This is a genomic window from Stenotrophomonas pictorum JCM 9942, from assembly GCF_001431585.1.
In the GTDB taxonomy this organism is placed as follows: domain Bacteria; phylum Pseudomonadota; class Gammaproteobacteria; order Xanthomonadales; family Xanthomonadaceae; genus Stenotrophomonas; species Stenotrophomonas pictorum.
Genome location: NZ_LLXS01000053.1, coordinates 12,800 through 32,452 on the forward strand (window position 1 = coordinate 12,800; position 19,653 = coordinate 32,452).

The window sequence follows — 19,653 nt, forward strand, 5'->3', positions numbered from 1 at the left end:
CTGATGGGTGGTAACGCCGGATAAGACAAAGGGTCGCTGAGCGACCCTTTGCCATTCATCTATCCCGTGGAAAGCGACTCACCATTCCGGCTCGGCCTCGGGCAACAACGCCCGGATCACCGCACCATCACGGCCACCGGCCAGCTTCTCGGCCTCGGCGATGGGGATATCCACCTCGACCAGCCACCCTTCTTCGTCGGCCTGCTCGCTGCGGACGACTTCCAGCTCATGCAGACGCGAACGCAAGCGTCCAGCGCTGGGCGGAATACGCACGGTGCCAGTCACATGCTGCAGACCCAGGCGTTTGCCGAGCACCGATTGCAGCAGCTCCAGGCCTCGCCCGTCACGCGCTGAAATCCACACCCGCTCGCGCCGCGACTCGTCCGGAACGCCGTCCTGTGCGTCATGACGCACCTCGGCCCCTTCGATGCGATCGATCTTGTTGAAGACCAGCAGCTGCGGCAGATCCCCGGCCCCTACCGCCTCAAGCACTTCATCGACCTGCGCGATCCGATCTTCCCGCAGTGGATCAGCCGCATCCACCAGATGCAGCAGGAAGTCGGCCTCACGTGCCTCGGACAACGTGGAGCGGAACGCGGCCACCAGATCATGCGGCAGGTCGCGGACGAAGCCCACGGTGTCGGCCAGCATCGCGCTGCCACCCGGGAGCGCGATGCGCCGCACCGTGGGATCCAGCGTGGCGAACAGCTGATCGGCGGCGTAGGCTTCGGCACCGGTCAAGGCATTGAACAAGGTCGACTTGCCGGCGTTGGTGTAGCCCACCAGTGCGATGCGTGGCAACTCGCTGCGCACGCGCGCACGACGCATCTGGGTGCGCTGCACTTCGACTTTTTCCAGGCGCTTCTGCAGCTGTTCCACGCGTTTTTGCAGCAGACGGCGGTCGGTTTCCAGCTGCGTTTCGCCCGGGCCGCGCAGGCCGATGGAACCACCACGCTGTCGCTCCAGGTGGGTCCAGCCGCGCACCAGACGCGTGGCCAGATGACGCAACTGGGCCAGCTCGACCTGCAGTTTGCCTTCATGGCTGTGCGCACGCTGGGCGAAGATATCCAGGATCAGGCCAGTACGGTCGATCACCCGGCGCTCCAGGAAGCGCTCCAGGTTGCGCTCCTGCACCGGGCTGAGCTGATGGTTGACCAGCACCAGATCCGCACCGGTGGCATCGGCCGCGGCCTTGACCTCATCCAGCTTGCCGCTGCCGATCAAGGTGGAGGGATTGGGGCGATCCATACGCGCGGTGATGGTCGCGGCGATACTGGCACCCGCCGAACGGGCCAGATCGGTGAACTCTTCCAGCACATCCTCTTCCAGCCGCCCACTGTGCGGTTGGATCAACAGTGCGTGCTCGCCCTTCTTGGAACGGTCAAACACGCGCCACGTCCTTCTTACTCGCTGTCGTTGTCGTCATCGCCTGCCTGACTGCCCTCACCGGATTGCACATAACCACCGCCCGGCCCCACACGCACGTTGCGCGCTGGAACCACGGTGGAAATGGCGTGCTTGTAGACCATCTGGCTGACGGTATTGCGCAGCAGCACCACGAACTGGTCAAACGATTCGATCGTGCCCTGCAGTTTGATGCCATTGACCAGGTACACCGACACCGGCACGCGCTCGCGGCGCAGTGCATTCAGAAACGGGTCCTGCAAAGACTGTCCTTTGGACATCGTCCACTCCTCGTTATTGTTTTTATGGTCCGGACCGAAAGCGCCCCCTGCCTGTCCGGAACGGTGATGGTACACCGGCCGGCGCCTTCTCACCTTCCCAGAAACAGTGAGACCGCGTTCCGCAAACCGGGCATATCGCTCGCCGGGTCATACCAGCGCGCATCCAGCTCACCACGCAACCAGGTCAGCTGGCGCTTGGCCAGCTGGCGCGTGGCGAAAATGGCCTTGTCGCGGAATTCCATCGCACTGCCCTGCCCCTCCAGGAACTGCCAGGCCTGCCGGTAACCCACCGCCCGTATTGCAGGAAGATCCAGGGGCGCGGCTACCCGCGCCATCTGCGGCAAGGCCCGCAAGCGCCGCACCTCGTCCAGAAAGCCCTGCTCCAGCATCAGGTCGAAGCGCCTTTCGATGCACTGGTGCAACACCGCGCGGTCGGCCGGAGCGAGTACCAGCTTGAGCACGCGCGCCGGCAGGCGGGCGATACCTGGCAGCGCCTGCCAATGACTGATCGGCTTGCCGGTGAGGCGGAACACCTCCAGCGCCCGCTGAATGCGCTGCGGGTCGGTCGCATGGATGCGCTTGGCGGCTAGCGGATCGACCTTCGCCAGTTGCGTATGCAGGGCCGGCCAGCCGACCACCGCCGCCTCGGCTGTGATCTGCGCGCGGATCGCCGGATCGGCCTGCGGCATCGGCGACAGGCCCTGCAGCAACGCACGGAAATACAGCCCGGTGCCGCCAGCCAGGATCGGCAAGCGGCCGCGGGCCGCGATAGCGCGCACCGCCGCCGCTGCGTCGCTGGCGAACTCCGCCGCCGAATAGGTTTCCCATGGATCGCGCAGATCCAGCAGGTGATGCGCAATGCCCGCGCGCTCCTCCAGGTCCGGCTTGGCCGCACCGATTTCCAGCCCGCGATACACCAGCGCCGAGTCGACGCTGACGATCTCTCCGTCGTAGGCCTTGGCCAGCGCGATCGCCGCAGCGGTCTTGCCCGACGCGGTCGGCCCCATCAGCGCGATCGCCAACGGTCGTTGATCGCTGCCCATCAATCCTCGTCCGGCCAGCGCGGCAGTGACGGCGTGTCGGCGCGCGGCGCCGGTATAGCATCGACCGCCGCCAGCACCTTGAGCGCGTCCACCGTGGCGGCCACGTCGTGCACGCGTACGATCTTCGCACCACGCTGCACGGCCAGAAGATGTGCCGCGACCGAACCGGCGACACGCTCGCACGCCACCGTGCGCCCGGTCACCTCACCGATGCACCGCTTGCGCGAAAACCCGGCCAGCAGTGGAACACCCAGCGCCAGCAGACGCTCCTGCGCGGCCAGCAGAGTGAAATTCTGCGCGGTGTCCTTGTTGAAACCGTAACCGGGATCGATCACCAACCGCTTGCGCGCGATCCCGGCCATCTCCGCGGCGAACACCCGCTCGGCGAGAAACCGCTGCACGTCGCCGGCGATCTCGTCATAGCAGTGCGTCGCGCCCGCATCGTAAGGGCCGCCAACCGCATGCATCAGCACCACGGCCGCACCCGAGTTCGCCAGCACCTCAAGCGCGCCCGGCTGCCGCAGCGCCTGCACGTCATTGACCATGCCGGCACCGGCCGCCAACGCAGCCCGCATCACGTCCGGTTTGAACGTGTCCACGCTGATCGGCACAGCCACGCGTGCCGCCAATGCTTCGATCACCGGCGCGACGCGGTCGATCTCCTCCTGCACCGACACCTGGGCCGCACCGGGACGCGTGGACTCGCCACCGACGTCGAGCAGGTCCGCCCCCTGCTCCACCAGCGCAAGGCCGTGGGCGATTGCCGCGGCCGCATCAAAATGCTGGCCACCGTCTGAAAACGAGTCCGGCGTGACGTTGACGATGCCCATCACCCGGGGCCGGTCCAGGCGCAACAGACGGCCGTTGCAATCCAGCTGGGGAGCCAGGTCGAACATCAGCGTTTGCTCCGCGCGCGCAGCTTGCTGCCAATAAAGCTCAGCACCACCCCCAGCACGACGCCGACAAAAATACCGGTCAGGTAGTTGCCGGTCTTCACTCCGAACGCGACACCGGCCACGGTGGCGATGATCATTTCCGGAAGATGCGTGGGAGGTGGGGGGGGCGTCGAAGGCGTGTTCATGCGGAAGTACCGGAAGACTGGATGGCGCCTATTCTCGCCCAGCGCCGCGATCGCCGCATACGGAAACGGGCCGGAAAACCGGCCCGTTTCGTTGCAGATCGCACTATCAATCAGTGCTGGCTGGCGGGATCGCTGGTGATCGGCGCAACCGGGCTCTGCGCGTCGCCGCCCTTGTCATCACCGGTCGGTCCGTTGCCGCCGCCCTTTTCCACCCATCCGGCGGGCGGCGAAGGCTTGCGGCCCTCCATGATCGCCTTGACCTGCTCGGCATCGATGGTTTCCCAGTCCAGCAGCGCGACGGTCATCGCCTCGACGATGTCGCGCTTTTCCTCCAGGATGCTGCGCGCTACCGCGTACTGCTGGTCCAGGATGCGACGGATCTCCGCGTCCACCTTCTGCTGGGTGGCCTCGGAAATGGTCTTGCTGTGCATGCCGTAGCCAGCTTCCTCGTCGGCGTAGACCATGGTGCCCATCACATCGGACATGCCGTACTTGGTGACCATGCCGCGCGCCAGTTTGGTGGCACGTTCGAAGTCATTGGACGCGCCGGTGGACATCTCGCCCACAAACAACTCCTCGGCGATACGGCCACCAAACAGGATCGCCAGCTCTTCCAGCATGCGATCGCGGTACTTGCTGATGTGGTCGTGCTCGGGCAACTGCCAGGTCACGCCCAATGCCCAGCCGCGCGGCATGATGGTGACCTTGTGCACCGGGTCGGCCTTGGGCAACGACATGGCGACAACGGCGTGGCCGGACTCGTGGTAAGCGGTGTTGCGACGCTCATCCTCGCGCATGACCATGCTGCGGCGCTCAGGACCCATGTAGATCTTGTCCTTGGCGTCCTCGAAGTCCTTCATGTCGACTTCCTGCTTGTTGCGACGAGCCGCAAACAGGGCGCCTTCATTGATCAGGTTGGCCAGATCGGCACCGGAAAAACCCGGAGTACCGCGTGCCAGCACTTCCGGACGCACGTCATCGGCGGCCGGCACCTTGCGCAGGTGCACGCGCAGGATCTGCTCGCGGCCCTTGATGTCCGGCAGGCCAACCATCACCTGGCGGTCGAAACGGCCCGGACGCAGCAGCGCCTTGTCCAGCACGTCCGGACGGTTGGTCGCGGCGATCACGATGACGCCTTCACCGCCCTCGAAGCCGTCCATTTCGACCAGCATCTGGTTCAGGGTCTGCTCGCGCTCGTCGTGGCCACCGCCCATACCCGAACCGCGGTGACGGCCCACGGCATCGATTTCGTCGATGAAGATGATGCACGGCGCGTGCTTCTTGGCCTGCTCGAACATGTCGCGCACGCGGCTGGCGCCGACGCCGACGAACATCTCGACAAAGTCGGAACCGGAGATGGCGAAAAACGGCACCTTGGCCTCGCCGGCGATCGCACGGGCCAGCAGCGTCTTGCCGGTACCCGGCGGGCCGACCATCAGCACACCGCGCGGAATCTTGCCGCCGAGCTTGGTGAAACGGGACGGATCGCGCAGGAACTCGACCAGTTCACCGACTTCCTCCTTGGCTTCGTCACAACCGGCGACATCGGCGAAGGTGACCTTGATCTGGTCCTCGCCCTGCAGCTTGGCGCGCGACTTGCCGAAGGACATCGCACCCTTGGCACCGCCACCACCGCCCTGCATCTGGCGCATCATGAAAATCCAGAAGCCGATCAACAGCAGCACCGGCAGGAACTGCAGCACCAGCCCCCAGAAACCCGGACCGGTGGCCGGCTCCTGGCGCACCACTTCGACATTCTTGGAATACAGCTGATCCAGCAGCTTGGGATCGGCCGGGGCGAACAGCTGGCCTTCCGAGCCATCGGCACGCTTGAAGCGCAGATGGTTGGTGGTCAGCGTCGTCTTGTCGGTGTACTCGACCGCCTTGATGCGGCCCGAGTCCACTTCCTGAAGGAACTGGGTGTAGTTGCGCGCGTCACCGGCGGTCACTGCACCACCGCGTGGCGCAAAGCTCTGGAACACCACCATCAGCACGACGGCGACAACCACCCATAGCAGGAGGTTCTTGGTCAGGTCGTTCATCCTCATCGGCTCCGGTGTCCCTCTAATTTCTGACGCAATGCGTATGGTTGAGCTTACTTGATCTGCGCCCGCTTGCCCTGCCCGAGGGCATAGACTTCCGGCGAACGCGCGCGGGAGGCCTCGGGCTTGCGGATCACGACCTTGTCGAAACGACGGCGCATTTCACGCACGTAGTCATCAAAGCCGACGCCCTGGAACAACTTGATCAGGAACGCCCCACCGGGCTTGAGGTGGTTGTCGGAAAAATCCAACGCCAACTCCGCCAGATACATCATCCGCGGCTGGTCGACCGCATCCATGCCACTCTTATTGGGGGCCATATCCGACAGCACAAGGTCTACCGGCTGATTCCCGAGCATGGCTTCAAACTGCGATAGGACGGCCTGCTCCCTGAAGTCACCGTGAAGGAACTCCACCCCCGCCAGCGGCGGCATCTCCAGGATATCCAGTGCCAGCACCCGGCCACTGTCGCCCATCTGTTTGCGTACCTGCTGCGACCAGCCGCCGGGCGCGGCGCCCAGATCGACCACGACCATGTTCGGTTTCAGCAGCCGGTCGCGCTTGAGCAGCTCCTCCAGCTTGTAGGCGGCGCGCGAACGCATGCCCTCCGCCTGCGCCTTCTTAACGAAAGGATCGGAAAAGTGTTCTTTCAACCAGCGTTGACTGCTTTTGCTGCGGGAAGCCATTGGAAATGGGGCCAGATGGGGTGGTCATGATACCCTGAACCCCCTTGATTACCTGTATTCCTGCATGTCTATCGTCCTGACCCCGGCCCAGACCCGATTTTTGCGCGGTGCCGCGCACGATCTGAAAGCACTGCTGCAGATCGGTGGAAAGGGGGTCACGCCAGCCTTCCTGGCAGAACTGGACGAAGTACTTGAGCGTCATGAACTGATCAAAGTGAAGGTCGGCGCGGAAGACCGCGAGGCCCGTGATGCCATGATTTCCGAGCTGGTCCAGGCCAGCGGCAGCGCGCTGGTGCAGCGCATCGGCCATGTCGCCGTGCTGTACCGTCCAAGCAAGGAACAGCGCCAGATCGTGCTGCCCCGCGGCTGATCGCCGAGGAGCCCTTCGATGCAACTGAGCCGGGAACTGCCTGATTACACCTACAGTTTGCGCGCAGCCGATGGCCGCCAGGCCAAGGTGAATGATCGCGTACTGACGCACAGCTTCATTCTTGCGCCGAACCAGCTGATCGAAGACTGGCCGGTCAGATCGCTTGCGGAGTTGACCGCCGGTCACCTGAACGCGGCCCTGGAGCTGAACCCGGCCCTGGTCATTCTCGGCACCGGCGAACAGCAGGTGTTCCCGCCGGCCGCGGTGCTGGCCGCCTGCTTGACGCGCGGCATCGGTATCGAGGTGATGAACAACGCCTCGGCCGCCCGCACCTTCAATGTTCTGGCCGCAGAGGACCGCAAGGTGGTTGCCGCCTTCATTCTCGAAAACGGCAGCTGATTTCCTCGGGGACACAAAGTAAAAGGCCCGGCGCATCGCACTGGGCCTTTTTTGTGCCGCCAACCGCCACCTATTTTTTCGGCAGATACAGCAGCGGATCCACCGGCTTGCCGTTGTAACGGATCTCGAAGTGCAGCATGTCGCGCGAGGTGCCGGTACGGCCCATCTCGGCGATCTGATCGCCGGCCTTCACGCTCTGCCCTTCATTCACCAGTCGCTTGCGGTTGTGCCCATACGCCGAGAGCCACTGCTCGTTGTGCTTGATGATGATCAGCTCGCCGTAGCCCACCAGGCCGGCGCCGGAGTAGACGACCACCCCCGGACCTGCCGCACGCACCGCCTGCCCGCTGCTGCCGGCGATATCGATCCCCTGCTTGGTGGCCTCGCCGGCAACAAAACGGCCTACCAGCGCGCCATCTGCCGGCCATCGCCAGCCGATACCGCTATTGACCGGGGCCGCAACGGGCGTCGTCGGCGCTGGAGTGGGTCGCGTGGTGGTTGCGGTACCGCCCACCGGACGGCTGACAGCAGCCCCACCCGGATACAGACGCAACGACTGCCCCGGATAGATCGTGTACGGCTCCGACAAGCCGTTCCATGCCGCCAAGTCACGCGGCGTGATGTTATGGATGCGCGCCAATGCGAACAGGGTGTCGCCACGCCGGACAACCGCCGTCTGCCCCGGCTTGGGGACCGACTTCTGGGGTGTCGCATGGCCGGCGGAAGCACCGGCACCTGAAGGCCTGACCACCGTTGCCGTACCGCAGCCTGCCAATGCAACCACCAGCGCCAGCGCAGCGACGCGACCGAAACCCTTGCCCATCATTTTTGCACTCATGCGAATTTCGCTCTCCAGACCAGCCAGCCCACCAGGCCGGCAACCAGCACGGTTGCGATCCAGCCCAGCGGCTCAATCCAGCGCCGCAACGCCTGGGCCGCACGCGCCCCGCCAAAACGGATCACCGCAGCCAGAATATAAACGCGCTTGCCGCGACCGATCAGCATGCTCAATACATACTGCGGCAGCGGCACGCCGACGATACCCGAGGCCCATGTGAAAACTTTCATCGGGATCGGCATGAACCCACCCAGCACGAGGAAAGTGAACACCGCCCATGGCGATTCGGCCATTTTTTCCTGGATGGTGGCGATGCCCGATTCAATCGACGGCAGCATGCCCATCATCTCGAACAGCGGCTTCATCAGCTCGAACGCGTAATGGCCGAGCGCATAACCGACCATCGCACCGGCCATCGAGCCGATCAGGCTCAGCGTGGCAAAACGCCAGCCTTTGCGGGGCTGCGCCACGCACATCGGCATCAACATCACTTCCGGCATCACCGGAAAAATGATGGCTTCTATGAAGCTCAGCACGGTCAGGTAGGTGGGAGCACGCTCGTGGCTGGCCCAGACCAGCGCCCGGTCGTAAAGAGGCCCGAAAATCTTCATGGTTCGCTTGATCCTTAGCTTCAGTCCAGCATGCCCGACAGCAGCGGCACGAAGCTGACCAGCGCCAGTTCCTCCTGCTGGATGCTGCCATCGGCCAATCGTGTCAATTGCAGAAGTGCCTGCCCGCCCGGTCCTCCGACCGGCGCCACCAGCCGGCCGCCGACAGCAAGCTGTTCGATCAGCGCGTCCACCAGAGCCGGAGCCGCCGCGGTCACCACGATGGCGTCATAGGGAGCATGCTCCGGCCAACCGATGCGGCCATCGTCGTGTTTGCTGCGCACGTTCATGCCCAGCTTGCGGAAACGCTTGCGCGCCTGCCGCAGCAGATCGCCAATACGCTCCACCGTGTAGACCTCCAGCCCCAGCGCGGCGAGGATCGCGGCCTGGTAGCCGGAACCGGTCCCCACTTCCAGCACGGTCTTCGGCTCGACCGCCAGCACCGCCTCGGTCATCCGCGCCACCACCCATGGCTGGGAAATGGTCTGCCCATGTCCGATCGGCAAGGCCGTGTCTTCGTACGCCCGCGACGCCAGTGCCTCATCGATGAACAGATGGCGTGGCACCACCCGCACCGCATTGAGCGTTGGCTCGCTGGCAATCCCAGCCTCCCGCAGGCGATCCACCAGGCGGTCGCGCACGCGCTGCGAAGTCATGCCAATGCCCACCGCTTCTGGCTGCAACCGCAGGCGCGGCGTCATTCTTTCGACCCCAGTGTGGCCGACAGCCCCCCGACCCAGCTTGCAACCTTCTCCAACGCGGAGTAGCGGGTCAGGTCTACCTGGATCGGGGTTATCGAGATATGCCCGGTGCGTACCGCGTGGAAATCCGTGCCGGGGCCGGCATCCTGCTCGCTGCCGGCCGGACCTATCCAATACACCGTATTGCCGCGTGGATCAGTCGCCGGGACGCAGGGCTCCGCGCGGTGGCGGTTACCCAGACGGGTGACCTCGAAACCGCGGATATCCTCCCAGGCCAGATCCGGAACATTCACATTGAGGATGGTGTCCGCCGGCAACGGATCGGCAATCAGGCGCGCCACGATCTCCACCGCCGCGCGTGCCGCGGTACGGAAATTCTTTGCCTCGTGCTTGTGCGTTACCAGCGACACCGCCACCGAAGGCAGACCCAGACAACGTCCCTCCATCGCCGCCGAGACCGTGCCCGAATAGATCACGTCATCACCGAGGTTGGCTGCATTGTTGATGCCTGACACCACGATATCCGGCTCATACTCAAGCATTCCGGTCAGCGCCAGATGCACGCAGTCTGTGGGCGTGCCCGCCACCGCGCAGGTGTAGTGGTCGATACGACGCAACCGTACCGGCTGATCCAACGTCAGCGAGTTGCTGGCGCCGGAGCGATCACGATCCGGCGCAACCACCGTCACCTCGTGGCCAGCGTTGCGCAGTTCCTCGGCAAGCATCTTGATGCCGGGGGCGTCCACACCATCGTCATTTGATACTAGTACGCGCATTAAAGACCTGAGTCACCGAATCAACTGCGGTGTCAACACTACCTCACCGCTCCGACTGCCGCGCCGCTGCTATGCATCCTCGGATGCGCAGCTGCATGTTTTCCCAATGATACCGGAATGCACGCGCCCGCCTTCCCACCCAGACGCTTGCCTGCGACCCAGAGCACGTTACGCTGTGCAGATGTCGTACCCCGAAGATGAAGATGACAGCGCGCTGTTCCTCTCGGCCATAGGCGAGGTGAAACGGCTGCCACCGGTGGAGGCGCCGGCAACCGGCAAGCCACGCCCGAAGCCGCGCGCGCGCATGGCCGAACAGGATGAGGCGTTGGCACTGGGCGAGTTCGCCAGACTGCTGCGATCAGCCGCGCCACTGGAAGCTGGTGACGTGGCCAGCTATCGCCGCGAGAATCTGCCGGCGCGGATGTTCCAGCGCCTCAAGCGCGGCCAGTATTCCGTGCAGGACGAACTGGACCTGCATGGTGCAACCACATCCCAGGCCGAGGCTCTGCTGCGGGAGTTCCTGCTGGAAGCGCACGCCCACGAGTTTGGGTGCGTACGCATCATCCATGGCAAGGGCCTGCAATCCGACGGCGGCGCGCCGGCACTGAAAAACCTGGTCGATCGCATGCTGCGGCTGCGCAACGACGTGCTGGCGTTTCACTCCGCGCCGGCCACCCAAGGCGGTACCGGCGCGGTACTGGTGCTGTTGGCCAACCGCTGAGCGCGCCAGACCTCAGCTGTCGCTGTAAGCCTGGCTGGCATCGTTGACGGCACCAAGCTCGTGCAGCACCGCCGTGGCATAGCAGCCCGGTGGCAGTGCAAATGACATCTCCAGCACACCGTCCTGCAGCCATTGATGCTGCAGCAAGGCCGGACGTAACCGCAGCGGTCGCCGCTCCTGCTTCAGCCCCGCCGCCTCCAGACCCGCCCGCAACGCCACGGCCTGCTCATCGGCCAGGGCCGCGGACTCCAGCGCCAGCGCCTGGCCGGTGGAACGCAACTCGCCCAAGCCCCACAACGGGCCACTGGGATGGATATCGAAACGTGCCAGCCGCTCTGCCAGCACCTCGCTCATCGGTTCCGGGCCGAACACCGAGCGGCTGCCATCGAGCATCCACACCTCACCGTCCAGCGGCCGATCCCAGCTGTCCTGCTCCACACGCGCGGCCAGCACGCGATTGAACAGGGCCGAACGGGCCGCGGACAGCAGCATCGAGCGCTGGTCCTGACGCACCCGGCGTCCGCCAAACATCGCCAACGCCGCCGGCACATTGCCGCCATCCCGGCCAAAACGCTGCTCCCCGAACCAGTTCGGCAGGCCGCGCTCGGCAATCATCTGCAACCGCGCATCGATCGCCGCCACATCACCGCGCACCTCGCGCAACACCAGCTTGAAACGGTTGCCCGCCAACGCGCCGCGCTGCAGCTTGCGGTTGTGCCAGGTCGCGGAGAGCACATGGATCTCATCGGACTCCAGCATGGCGACATCCGGCGACACCCGCTTGGGCAGGTGCACGCTGAAACGCTGCGTGGTGACCGCATGACGATCTTTCTGCCCGGCGTAGCTGACGCCCATCTCCGGCACACCCGCCCACTGCGCCAGGCGCTTGGCCACGGCCACGGTATTGGCACCGCGCTTGCGGATCTCCAGCAGCAGGTGCTCCCCCTCGCCGGTTGGTTCGAATGCCGGCAATTCATCCACCTGGAAATCTTCCGGCACGGTGCGGATGTCCGCCGTCAGCAACGGCGCACCGAACGCCAGCGGCAGCGCGCTCACAGCGCCACCAGCAGCACGGCCGCTTGCGCGGCAATGCCTTCCCCACGGCCGGTGAATCCCAGCTTCTCGCTGGTGGTGGCCTTGATGCTGACCCGCTCCAACTCGATTCCCAGCAGCTGCGCAACCTTCTCGCGCATCGCCAGCGCATGCGGGCCGACCTTGGGCCGCTCACAGATCACGGTGATATCCGTATTCCCAACCTGCCAGCCGCGTTCACGCAGCAGCCCATTGCAATGGCTGACGAACCGGCTGCTGTCCGCCCCCTTCCAGCGGTCATCCGATGGCGGGAAATGCACACCGATATCGCCCAGCGCCACCGCACCGAGCATCGCATCACACAGCGCATGCAGGATCACATCGCCATCGCTGTGTGCCAGCACGCCACAGTGGTGCGGCACGCGCACCCCGCCGAGCATGATGTGGTCGCCCTCGCCGAAGGCATGGACGTCATAGCCCTGGCCGATACGGACCGGCGGGAAAGAAACAGAACTGTTCATGGGGATTCGCTACTTCTATGCAGAGCCAACGCTCGCAGCGCCGGCGGACAGTCAGCCATCGCGCCGCGACAGCTCGAATTCGAAACGGGCCAGATCCGCCGGCGTGGTGACCTTGAAATTGCTCTCGGCCCCTTCCACCAGCAACGGCCGGGCCCCCTGCCGCTCCATGGCCATGGCCTCGTCGGTCACCTCGATGCCGGCGGCAGTGGCGTCCATCAGCGCACGGGTCAGCTGGTGACGACGGAACAGCTGCGGAGTCAGCGCGCGCCACAGACGCTCGCGCGGCTCGGTACGATCAATGCCACCATCATCGCCGGAACGCTTGAGCGTATCGCGCACCGGTGCCGCCAGAATCGCACCGACCGGATCGGCACGCCCCACCTCCAGCAGGCGCCCGAGATCGGCCGCCGCCAGATTCGGACGCGCCGCATCGTGGACCAGCACGAAATCGTCGGCACGGACACTGTCAGGCAGCGCCTGCAGCCCCGCCAGCACCGACAATGCGCGGGTCTGGCCACCGGTGCAGGTCAGCACCGCCTTGTCGGCAAATGAAGTCCATCCCGGCCAGTCCGCGTCGTTCTCGGCGATCGCCACCATGACCCCGGCAACACCGGAATGGGACAGCAGCGATTCCAGCGTGTGCGCCAGCAGGGGCTGACCGCCGGCCTGCAGGTACTGCTTGGGAACGGGCCCACCAAATCGGGTACCGCGACCTGCAGCCGGCACCACCGCCCATACCTGGGTGACACTCATGGCAGATCCTCCGCTGGCTGCGCCGGATTGCCCTGTCCACCGCCCACCGCCGCGCGCGCGATGACCGGAGCGTTCTCCACCACGCGATAGAACTTCTCACCCGGCTTGATCATGCCCAGCTCGCTGCGCGCGCGCTCCTCGATGGCAGCCTCGCCTTCCTTCAGATCCTTGACCTCGGCCGCCAACGCATCATTGCGCTGCTGCAGACCTTCGTTGTCACGCTTCTGGTTGGCGACCTGGGCTTCGAGCATCAGCACTTCACCCGAATTGCCCGGGCCGAACCAGAAACGGTACTGCAGCAATGCCAGCAGTACCGCGAGCACCAGCAGCAGCCAGCGCCAGTTGCGCATGGCTTAGCGCTTGAGCGAGACGAACGCGTTACGACCGGCGTAACGCGCGTTGCTGCCGAGGGCTTCCTCGATACGCAGCAACTGGTTGTACTTGGCCACGCGGTCGCTGCGGCACAGCGAGCCGGTCTTGATCTGGGTGGCAGTGGTGGCCACGGCGATATCGGCGATGGTGGTGTCTTCGGTTTCGCCCGAGCGGTGCGAGACGATCGCCGCGTAGCCGGCCTTGTCGGCCATGGCGATGGCTTCCAGGGTTTCGCTCAGCGTGCCGATCTGGTTGACCTTGATCAGGATCGCGTTGGCGGTGCCCGAGTCGATACCTTCCTGGAATATCTTCGGATTGGTCACGAACAGGTCGTCACCGACCAGCTGCACCTTCTTGCCGATGCGCTCGGTCAGCAGTTTCCAGCCGGCCCAGTCGTTCTCGGCCAGGCCGTCTTCGATGGTGATGATCGGGTACTGCGCGGCCCAGTCGGCCAGGAAGTCGACAAACTGCTCGGAGGTCAGACGCTTGTTCTCGCCGACCAGGTTGTACTTGCCGTTCTCGAAGAATTCGCTGGAAGCCACGTCCAGACCCAGCAGCACATCCTCACCGGCCGTGTAGCCGGCCTTGCCGATGGCTTCGAGGATGGTGTCCAGCGCTTCGACATTGCTGCGGAAATCCGGGGCGAAACCACCCTCGTCGCCGACCGCGGTGCTCAGGCCGTGGCTCTTGAGCACCGACTTGAGCGAATGGAAGATCTCGGTGCCGGCACGCAGCGATTCGGCGAACGAATCAAAGCCGACCGGCAGCACCATGAACTCCTGGAAATCGACGTTGTTGTCGGCGTGGGCACCGCCGTTGATGATGTTCATCATCGGCACCGGCAGCGACGGGGTCGCACCCGTCTTGCCCGCCAGGTACTGCCACAGTGCCTGCTTCTTCGACGCGGCAGCCGCGTGCGCGGCGGCCATCGAAACTCCGAGCAGCGCGTTGGCGCCCAGGCGGCCCTTGTTCTCGGTGCCGTCCAGATCGATCAGGCGACGGTCCAGGCCTTCCTGGTCGGCCGCATCGAAATCCTTCAGCGCCGTGGCGATGGCGCCATTGACGTTGGCCACCGCATCGCGCACGCCCTTGCCCAGGTAACGGGTCTTGTCACCATCGCGCAGCTCCACCGCCTCCTTGGTGCCCGTGGAGGCGCCCGACGGCACCATGGCACGGCCAAACGAACCGTCCTGCAGGGTGACTTCGGCTTCCAGCGTGGGGTTGCCACGGCTGTCGAGGATTTCACGGGCGTGGATCTTGGCGATATTGGTCATGATCGGGGGCGGGAGCTCGTCTGAAATGGATCGGGTATCGGAAGAAGAAACGCAAAAGCGACGGCAAGTTTAAACGAAGCAGACACCGGCGCGGGGCGTTGCTTTCCATTGAAAGCGGCGCCCCCCCTACCAGGCTGAACGGGAGTCCGGCTGCCGGTGCTGTTCTGACAGAGCCGCCGGACCGATTCCGCCGCAATGCAGATGGGCCGCGAAATCGCGGCCCATCTGCGTTGCGGCAAACGAAACGTGCGGTCACGAAGGTGGCCACACCCCCCCCGTTGCCAGAGTGGATCAACCCGGCCCGCAAATACTTATGCCTGCGCCTCTTTGAGCAGTGTGCCGCCGGCCTTCTTCTCACGCGCGGCACGGATGAAGCCCACAAACAGCGGGTGACCATCGCGCGGAGTGGACAGGAATTCCGGATGCGCCTGACAGGCAAGGAACCACGGGTGCTTGTCGCGCGGCAGTTCCACCACTTCCACCAGCGTGTCATCCATCGACTTGCCCGAGATCACCAGCCCGGCATCTTCCAGCTGGGTGCGATAGCGGTTGTTGAACTCGTAGCGATGGCGATGGCGCTCGGCCACCACGTCCTTGCCATACAGCTCGTGTGCCAGCGTGCCCGGCTTCAACCGCTGCTCCTGCAGGCCCAGACGCATGGTGCCGCCCAGATCGGATTTCTCGTCACGCTTTTCAACCTCACCACTGGCCGTACGCCACTCGGTGATCAGACCGATCACCGGATTCGGCGACTGGCGGTCGTTTTCGGTGCTGTTGGCACCTTCCAACCCGGCCACATGCCGCGCGAAATCGACTACCGCCGCCTGCATGCCATAGCAGATACCGAAGTACGGCACCTGGTGCTCGCGGGCGTACTGGGAGGTGAGCACCTTGCCCTCGAATCCGCGATCACCAAAGCCGCCCGGCACCAGGATGCCGTCGACATTGTCCAGCGCGGACAGGCCGGCGCTCTCCAGCTCCTGCGCCTCCAGCCACTTGAGGTTGACACGGGTGCGCTGGCGCAGACCCCCATGCTTGAGCGCCTCGGCCACCGACTTGTAGGCGTCCTGGTGGTCGATGTACTTGCCGACCACCGCGATGGTCACCTCGTCCAACGGGTGCAGCGCCGCATCCAGCACCGCCTCCCACTCGGCCATATCCACCGGACCGGCCTTGTCACCCAGCTTGAGCTGGTTGACCACGATTTCGTCCAGGCCCTGCGCGTGCAGACCCATCGGTACGCGGTACAGCACCTCCACGTCCGGCACGCTGATCACCGCGCGCTCGGAAACGTTGGTGAACAGCGAAATCTTGCGGCGCTCGGAATCGGGAATCACCTGCTCGGAGCGGCACAGCAGCACATCCGGCTGGATACCGATCGAACGCAGTTCCTTGACCGAGTGCTGGGTCGGCTTGGTCTTCAACTCGCCGGCCGCGGCGATGAACGGCACCAGGGTCAGGTGCATGAACAGCGCCTTCTCCGGCCCACGCTCGGTCCGCACCTGGCGGATCGCCTCCAGGAATGGCAGCGATTCGATATCACCCACGGTACCGCCGATCTCCACCAGCGCCACGTCGAAACCCGCGGTGGCCTCGTCGATGCAACGGCGGATCTCGTCGGTGATGTGCGGGATCACCTGCACGGTGGCGCCGAGGTAATCCCCGCGACGCTCCTTGCGGATCACGTTCTCGTAGATGCGACCGGTGGTCACCGAGTTCTTGCGGCTCAGCCGGGTGCGCAGAAAACGCTCGTAATGCCCCAGATCCAGATCGGTCTCGGCACCGTCGTCGGTGACATAGACCTCACCATGCTGGAAGGGACTCATCGTGCCTGGATCGACGTTGATGTACGGATCCAGCTTCATCATCGTGACCTTCAGGCCACGCGCCTCGAGAATGGAGGCCAGCGACGCGGCCGCAATGCCCTTGCCAAGCGAGGACACTACACCGCCAGTAACAAAAATAAGGGGGGTCATGGCTCAAGCGCCTCCCGGAAAGCCCTAGTTTAAAGGTTGTCGCCTCAACACCCAAGCACGGGATGTGGCGAGATCAAAAAAAAGACGCCCCAACCTGCGCCGGGGCGTCCACGAATCGTTGAAAGCAGGCGTCAGCGACGGCGACGGCCTTCCTCTTCTTCCTCTTCCTCACGCGGTGCCGGCTGACTGGCCTGCGTTTTTTCCTGCGCGGCAGCTGCCGCACGGCGCTTGGCTTTCTGCTCGGCCTCGGTCTGCGCCTTGTCCGCCGATGCATTCTGGGCGGTTTCAGCCGTCTTGCCCTTGTCGGCGCTCTGCGCCATCACCAGCGGGGCAGCGACCACAGCCGCGGCAACTGCGGCCAGCACCAGCAATTTCGATGTTTTCATCCCGTTCCTCCTCAATTCGCGCGCCAGACAGGACAGCGCCTGGATTGGACCGTGCACAGGATACCCGGCCCCGCCTCGCCGCGCCCTGAATGCCCCGCGTGCAAAAATCGCCGCCAGACCGCACACTCCAGCGTCGTTTTGCGCCCTACCGAGATACATGAACGCCCGTTACAACGCCGCCGACATCGAAGTCCTTTCCGGCCTGGACCCGGTCAAACGCCGCCCCGGCATGTACACCGACACCGCGCGCCCGAACCATCTGGCGCAGGAAGTCATCGACAACTCGGTCGACGAGGCGCTGGCCGGCCACGCCAAAACGGTGGAAGTCATCCTGTTCAAGGACGGCAGCTGCGAGGTCAGCGATGACGGCCGCGGCATGCCGGTGGACATCCATCCGGAAGAGAAGATCCCCGGCGTCGAGCTGATCCTGACCCGGCTGCATGCCGGCGGCAAATTCAGCAACCGCAACTACACCTTCTCCGGCGGCCTGCACGGCGTCGGCGTGTCGGTGGTGAACGCGCTCTCCACCCTGGTGGAGATCCATATCCGCCGCGAAGGCAGCGAACACCGCATCACCTTCCGCGATGGTGACCGCGCCAGCCCGCTGGAAGTGGTCGGCAGCGTTGGCAAGAAGAACACAGGCACCCGTCTGCGCTTCTGGCCGGACCCGAAGTATTTCGACACCCCCAAATTCAACCTGCGGGCGCTGCGCCACCTGCTGCGCGCCAAGGCCGTCCTGTGCCCAGGGCTGACCGTCAAGCTGACCGACGAAGCCACCGGTGAAGTCGACACCTGGTATTACGAGGACGGCCTGCGTGACTACCTGAAAGCCGAACTGGGCGAGCGCGAAATGCTGCCGGCCGAACTGTTCACCGGCAACCTGAAGAAGGAAACCGAGGTGGTGGACTGGGCCGTGGCCTGGCTGCCGGAGGGCGAACTGGTCCAGGAAAGCTACGTCAACCTGATCCCCACCGCCCAGCACGGCACCCACGCCAACGGCCTGCGCACCGGCCTGACCGAGGCGCTGCGCGAGTTCTGCGACTTCCGCAATCTGCTGCCGCGCGGCGTCAAGCTGGCGCCGGAAGACGTGTGGGACCGGGTGTCGTTCGTGCTGTCGCTGAAGATGACCGACCCGCAGTTTTCCGGCCAGACCAAGGAACGCCTGTCCTCGCGCCAGGCCGCCGGTTTCGTCGAGGGTGCGGTGCATGACGCCTTCAGCCTGCTGCTGAACCAGAATGTGGAGCTGGGCGAGAAGATCGCGCAGATCGCCATCGAACGCGCCAGCGCGCGGCTGAAGACCGAAAAACTGGTCACCCGCAAGAAAGTCACCCAGGGCCCGGCCCTGCCCGGCAAGCTGGCCGACTGCATCAGCCAGGACCTGTCCCGCACCGAGCTGTTCCTGGTGGAAGGCGACTCGGCCGGCGGCAGCGCCAAGCAGGCCCGCGACAAGGATTTCCAGGCCATCCTGCCATTGCGCGGCAAGATCCTGAACACCTGGGAAGTGGCCTCGGGCAGCGTGCTGGCCTCCGAGGAAGTGCACAACCTGGCCGTGGCCATCGGCTGCGACCCGGGCAAGGAGGACCTGTCGGGCCTGCGCTACGGCAAGGTGGTGATCCTGGCCGACGCCGACTCCGACGGCCTGCACATTGCCACGCTGCTGACCGCCCTGTTCCTGAAACACTTCCCGGCTCTGGTCGATGCCGGCCACGTGTTCGTGGCGATGCCACCGCTGTTCCGCGTGGACGTGGGCAAGCAGGTGTTCTATGCACTGGACGAGGAAGAAAAGCGCTCGCTGCTGGACAAGATCCAGCGCGAGAAGCTCAAGGGCCAGGTCAACGTCACCCGCTTCAAGGGCCTGGGCGAGATGAACCCGCAGCAGCTGCGCGAGTCGACCATCTACCCCGATACCCGCCGCCTGGTGCAGCTGACGGTGGACGACAGTGAGCAGACCAGCTCTTTGATGGACATGCTGCTGGCCAAGAAACGCGCCTCGGATCGGAAGCAATGGCTGGAGAACAAGGGTGATCTGGCTTCACTGGAAGCCTGATTCCCGCAGCCTGATCCGTACCACCCGAAGCCCGCCCTCACCGGCGGGCTTTCTGCTCCCGCCCCATCCGATCCTCCAGCCATGCAAACAACCCGGAGCCGTCTCCGGCACATCCCCCCCCCCCCCCCCCCCCCCCCCTCCCCCCCCAACAAAAAAACCCCCCCTCCCCGGCGGGGCTTTTTTTTTTCCTTTTTCCCCCTTACACACCACCGCCCTCAGTTCCACCCCCCCCACTCCAACCATTTCTGGCATAGGTGGGGCGCCCCCCCCCCCTCCCGGGTTGGCAGGGACCCCGCCCCCGAGGATCGCCCTTTCCACCCCCCGCGCAGGCCCCTTGGTGTT

The 19,653-nt window shown here is 64.8% G+C and carries 22 protein-coding genes; 4 read left to right on the forward strand and 18 right to left on the reverse strand.

The window, feature by feature from the left end:
- Positions 1–78: 78 nt before the first annotated feature.
- The 7 genes from hflX to rlmE all read right to left on the reverse strand — a co-directional run bounded on the left by hflX (position 79) and on the right by rlmE (position 6,537).
- On the reverse strand, positions 79–1,389 hold the full coding sequence (hflX, locus tag ARC78_RS14710; protein ID WP_054656814.1) for a ribosome rescue GTPase HflX: 1,311 nt from the start codon (positions 1,387–1,389) through the stop codon (positions 79–81).
- Between the two features lie 14 nt (positions 1,390–1,403).
- The gene (gene hfq / locus ARC78_RS14715; RefSeq protein WP_054656813.1) at positions 1,404–1,685 is read right to left on the reverse strand and encodes an RNA chaperone Hfq; all 282 of its coding nucleotides are present in this window, start codon (positions 1,683–1,685) and stop codon (positions 1,404–1,406) included.
- Positions 1,686–1,774: 89 nt separating this feature from the next.
- Positions 1,775–2,728, reverse strand: a complete 954-nt coding sequence (gene miaA, locus ARC78_RS14720; RefSeq protein WP_054656812.1) for a tRNA (adenosine(37)-N6)-dimethylallyltransferase MiaA — start codon at positions 2,726–2,728, stop codon at positions 1,775–1,777.
- Complete coding sequence (gene folP, locus ARC78_RS14725; RefSeq protein ID WP_054656811.1) at positions 2,728–3,624, reverse strand: dihydropteroate synthase; 897 nt, start codon at positions 3,622–3,624, stop codon at positions 2,728–2,730. The genes miaA and folP overlap by 1 nt, the downstream gene beginning before the upstream one ends.
- Entirely contained in the window at positions 3,624–3,761 is a 138-nt protein-coding gene (locus ARC78_RS16710; protein WP_241772759.1) for a hypothetical protein, read from the reverse strand. The genes folP and ARC78_RS16710 overlap by 1 nt, the downstream gene beginning before the upstream one ends.
- Positions 3,762–3,919: 158 nt before the next feature.
- Positions 3,920–5,851 carry an ATP-dependent zinc metalloprotease FtsH gene (gene ftsH, locus ARC78_RS14730; protein WP_054656810.1) on the reverse strand — a complete coding sequence of 644 codons (1,932 nt, stop codon included), beginning with the start codon at positions 5,849–5,851 and terminating at the stop codon, positions 3,920–3,922.
- A gap of 53 nt (positions 5,852–5,904) precedes the next feature.
- A complete protein-coding gene (gene rlmE, locus ARC78_RS14735) occupies positions 5,905–6,537 on the reverse strand; it encodes a 23S rRNA (uridine(2552)-2'-O)-methyltransferase RlmE (RefSeq protein WP_054656809.1) in 633 nt (210 codons plus the stop codon).
- 64 nt (positions 6,538–6,601) lie between these two features.
- Here rlmE and yhbY point away from each other — a divergent pair, with 64 nt between their 5' ends.
- Both yhbY and ARC78_RS14745 read left to right on the forward strand, forming a co-directional pair.
- Positions 6,602–6,907, forward strand: a complete 306-nt coding sequence (gene yhbY, locus ARC78_RS14740; protein WP_054656808.1) for a ribosome assembly RNA-binding protein YhbY — start codon at positions 6,602–6,604, stop codon at positions 6,905–6,907.
- Between the two features lie 18 nt (positions 6,908–6,925).
- The gene (locus tag ARC78_RS14745; protein WP_054656807.1) at positions 6,926–7,306 is read left to right on the forward strand and encodes an Mth938-like domain-containing protein; all 381 of its coding nucleotides are present in this window, start codon (positions 6,926–6,928) and stop codon (positions 7,304–7,306) included.
- 70 nt (positions 7,307–7,376) lie between these two features.
- On the opposite strand, the gene ARC78_RS14750 is transcribed toward ARC78_RS14745, so the two are convergent.
- Genes ARC78_RS14750 through surE form a run of 4 tightly spaced genes read right to left on the reverse strand, consistent with a single transcriptional unit; the run spans position 7,377 to position 10,229 of the window.
- A complete protein-coding gene (locus ARC78_RS14750; protein WP_057506554.1) occupies positions 7,377–8,144 on the reverse strand; it encodes a peptidoglycan DD-metalloendopeptidase family protein in 768 nt (255 codons plus the stop codon).
- Positions 8,141–8,755, reverse strand: coding sequence for a YqaA family protein (locus ARC78_RS14755; RefSeq protein WP_054656806.1), 615 nt, complete (start codon positions 8,753–8,755; stop codon positions 8,141–8,143). Before ARC78_RS14755 ends, ARC78_RS14750 begins: the two co-directional genes overlap by 4 nt.
- 20 nt (positions 8,756–8,775) lie before the next feature.
- Positions 8,776–9,453: a protein-L-isoaspartate(D-aspartate) O-methyltransferase gene (locus tag ARC78_RS14760; RefSeq protein WP_054656805.1), complete on the reverse strand. Its 678-nt coding sequence runs from the start codon at positions 9,451–9,453 to the stop codon at positions 8,776–8,778.
- Positions 9,450–10,229 (reverse strand): 5'/3'-nucleotidase SurE, encoded by a 780-nt coding sequence (gene surE, locus ARC78_RS14765; RefSeq protein WP_054656804.1) that lies wholly within the window; start codon positions 10,227–10,229, stop codon positions 9,450–9,452. Before surE ends, ARC78_RS14760 begins: the two co-directional genes overlap by 4 nt.
- Before the next feature lie 181 nt (positions 10,230–10,410).
- Between surE and ARC78_RS14770 the strand changes: the two genes are divergently transcribed.
- Positions 10,411–10,950, forward strand: coding sequence for a Smr/MutS family protein (locus ARC78_RS14770; RefSeq protein ID WP_054656831.1), 540 nt, complete (start codon positions 10,411–10,413; stop codon positions 10,948–10,950).
- Positions 10,951–10,962: 12 nt separating this feature from the next.
- Here the strand turns inward: ARC78_RS14770 and truD are convergent, their stop codons facing one another.
- The 7 genes from truD to ARC78_RS14805 all read right to left on the reverse strand — a co-directional run bounded on the left by truD (position 10,963) and on the right by ARC78_RS14805 (position 17,264).
- Positions 10,963–12,006 (reverse strand): tRNA pseudouridine(13) synthase TruD, encoded by a 1,044-nt coding sequence (gene truD, locus ARC78_RS14775; protein ID WP_054656803.1) that lies wholly within the window; start codon positions 12,004–12,006, stop codon positions 10,963–10,965.
- Positions 12,003–12,503: a 2-C-methyl-D-erythritol 2,4-cyclodiphosphate synthase gene (gene ispF / locus ARC78_RS14780; RefSeq protein ID WP_054656802.1), complete on the reverse strand. Its 501-nt coding sequence runs from the start codon at positions 12,501–12,503 to the stop codon at positions 12,003–12,005. Before ispF ends, truD begins: the two co-directional genes overlap by 4 nt.
- Positions 12,504–12,554: 51 nt before the next feature.
- Positions 12,555–13,256 (reverse strand): 2-C-methyl-D-erythritol 4-phosphate cytidylyltransferase, encoded by a 702-nt coding sequence (ispD, locus tag ARC78_RS14785; RefSeq protein WP_054656801.1) that lies wholly within the window; start codon positions 13,254–13,256, stop codon positions 12,555–12,557.
- The gene (gene ftsB / locus ARC78_RS14790; protein WP_057506555.1) at positions 13,253–13,606 is read right to left on the reverse strand and encodes a cell division protein FtsB; all 354 of its coding nucleotides are present in this window, start codon (positions 13,604–13,606) and stop codon (positions 13,253–13,255) included. Before ftsB ends, ispD begins: the two co-directional genes overlap by 4 nt.
- Before the next feature lie 3 nt (positions 13,607–13,609).
- Entirely contained in the window at positions 13,610–14,902 is a 1,293-nt protein-coding gene (gene eno / locus ARC78_RS14795; RefSeq protein ID WP_054656800.1) for a phosphopyruvate hydratase, read from the reverse strand.
- A 311-nt stretch (positions 14,903–15,213) separates the two neighbouring features.
- The gene (pyrG, locus tag ARC78_RS14800) at positions 15,214–16,878 is read right to left on the reverse strand and encodes a CTP synthase (RefSeq protein WP_054656799.1); all 1,665 of its coding nucleotides are present in this window, start codon (positions 16,876–16,878) and stop codon (positions 15,214–15,216) included.
- A 131-nt stretch (positions 16,879–17,009) separates the two neighbouring features.
- Positions 17,010–17,264: a hypothetical protein gene (locus tag ARC78_RS14805; protein ID WP_054656798.1), complete on the reverse strand. Its 255-nt coding sequence runs from the start codon at positions 17,262–17,264 to the stop codon at positions 17,010–17,012.
- A gap of 157 nt (positions 17,265–17,421) precedes the next feature.
- On the opposite strand from ARC78_RS14805, the gene parE reads away from it, so the two are divergent.
- Positions 17,422–19,311: a DNA topoisomerase IV subunit B gene (gene parE, locus ARC78_RS14810; protein ID WP_054656797.1), complete on the forward strand. Its 1,890-nt coding sequence runs from the start codon at positions 17,422–17,424 to the stop codon at positions 19,309–19,311.
- Positions 19,312–19,653 lie beyond the last annotated feature (342 nt).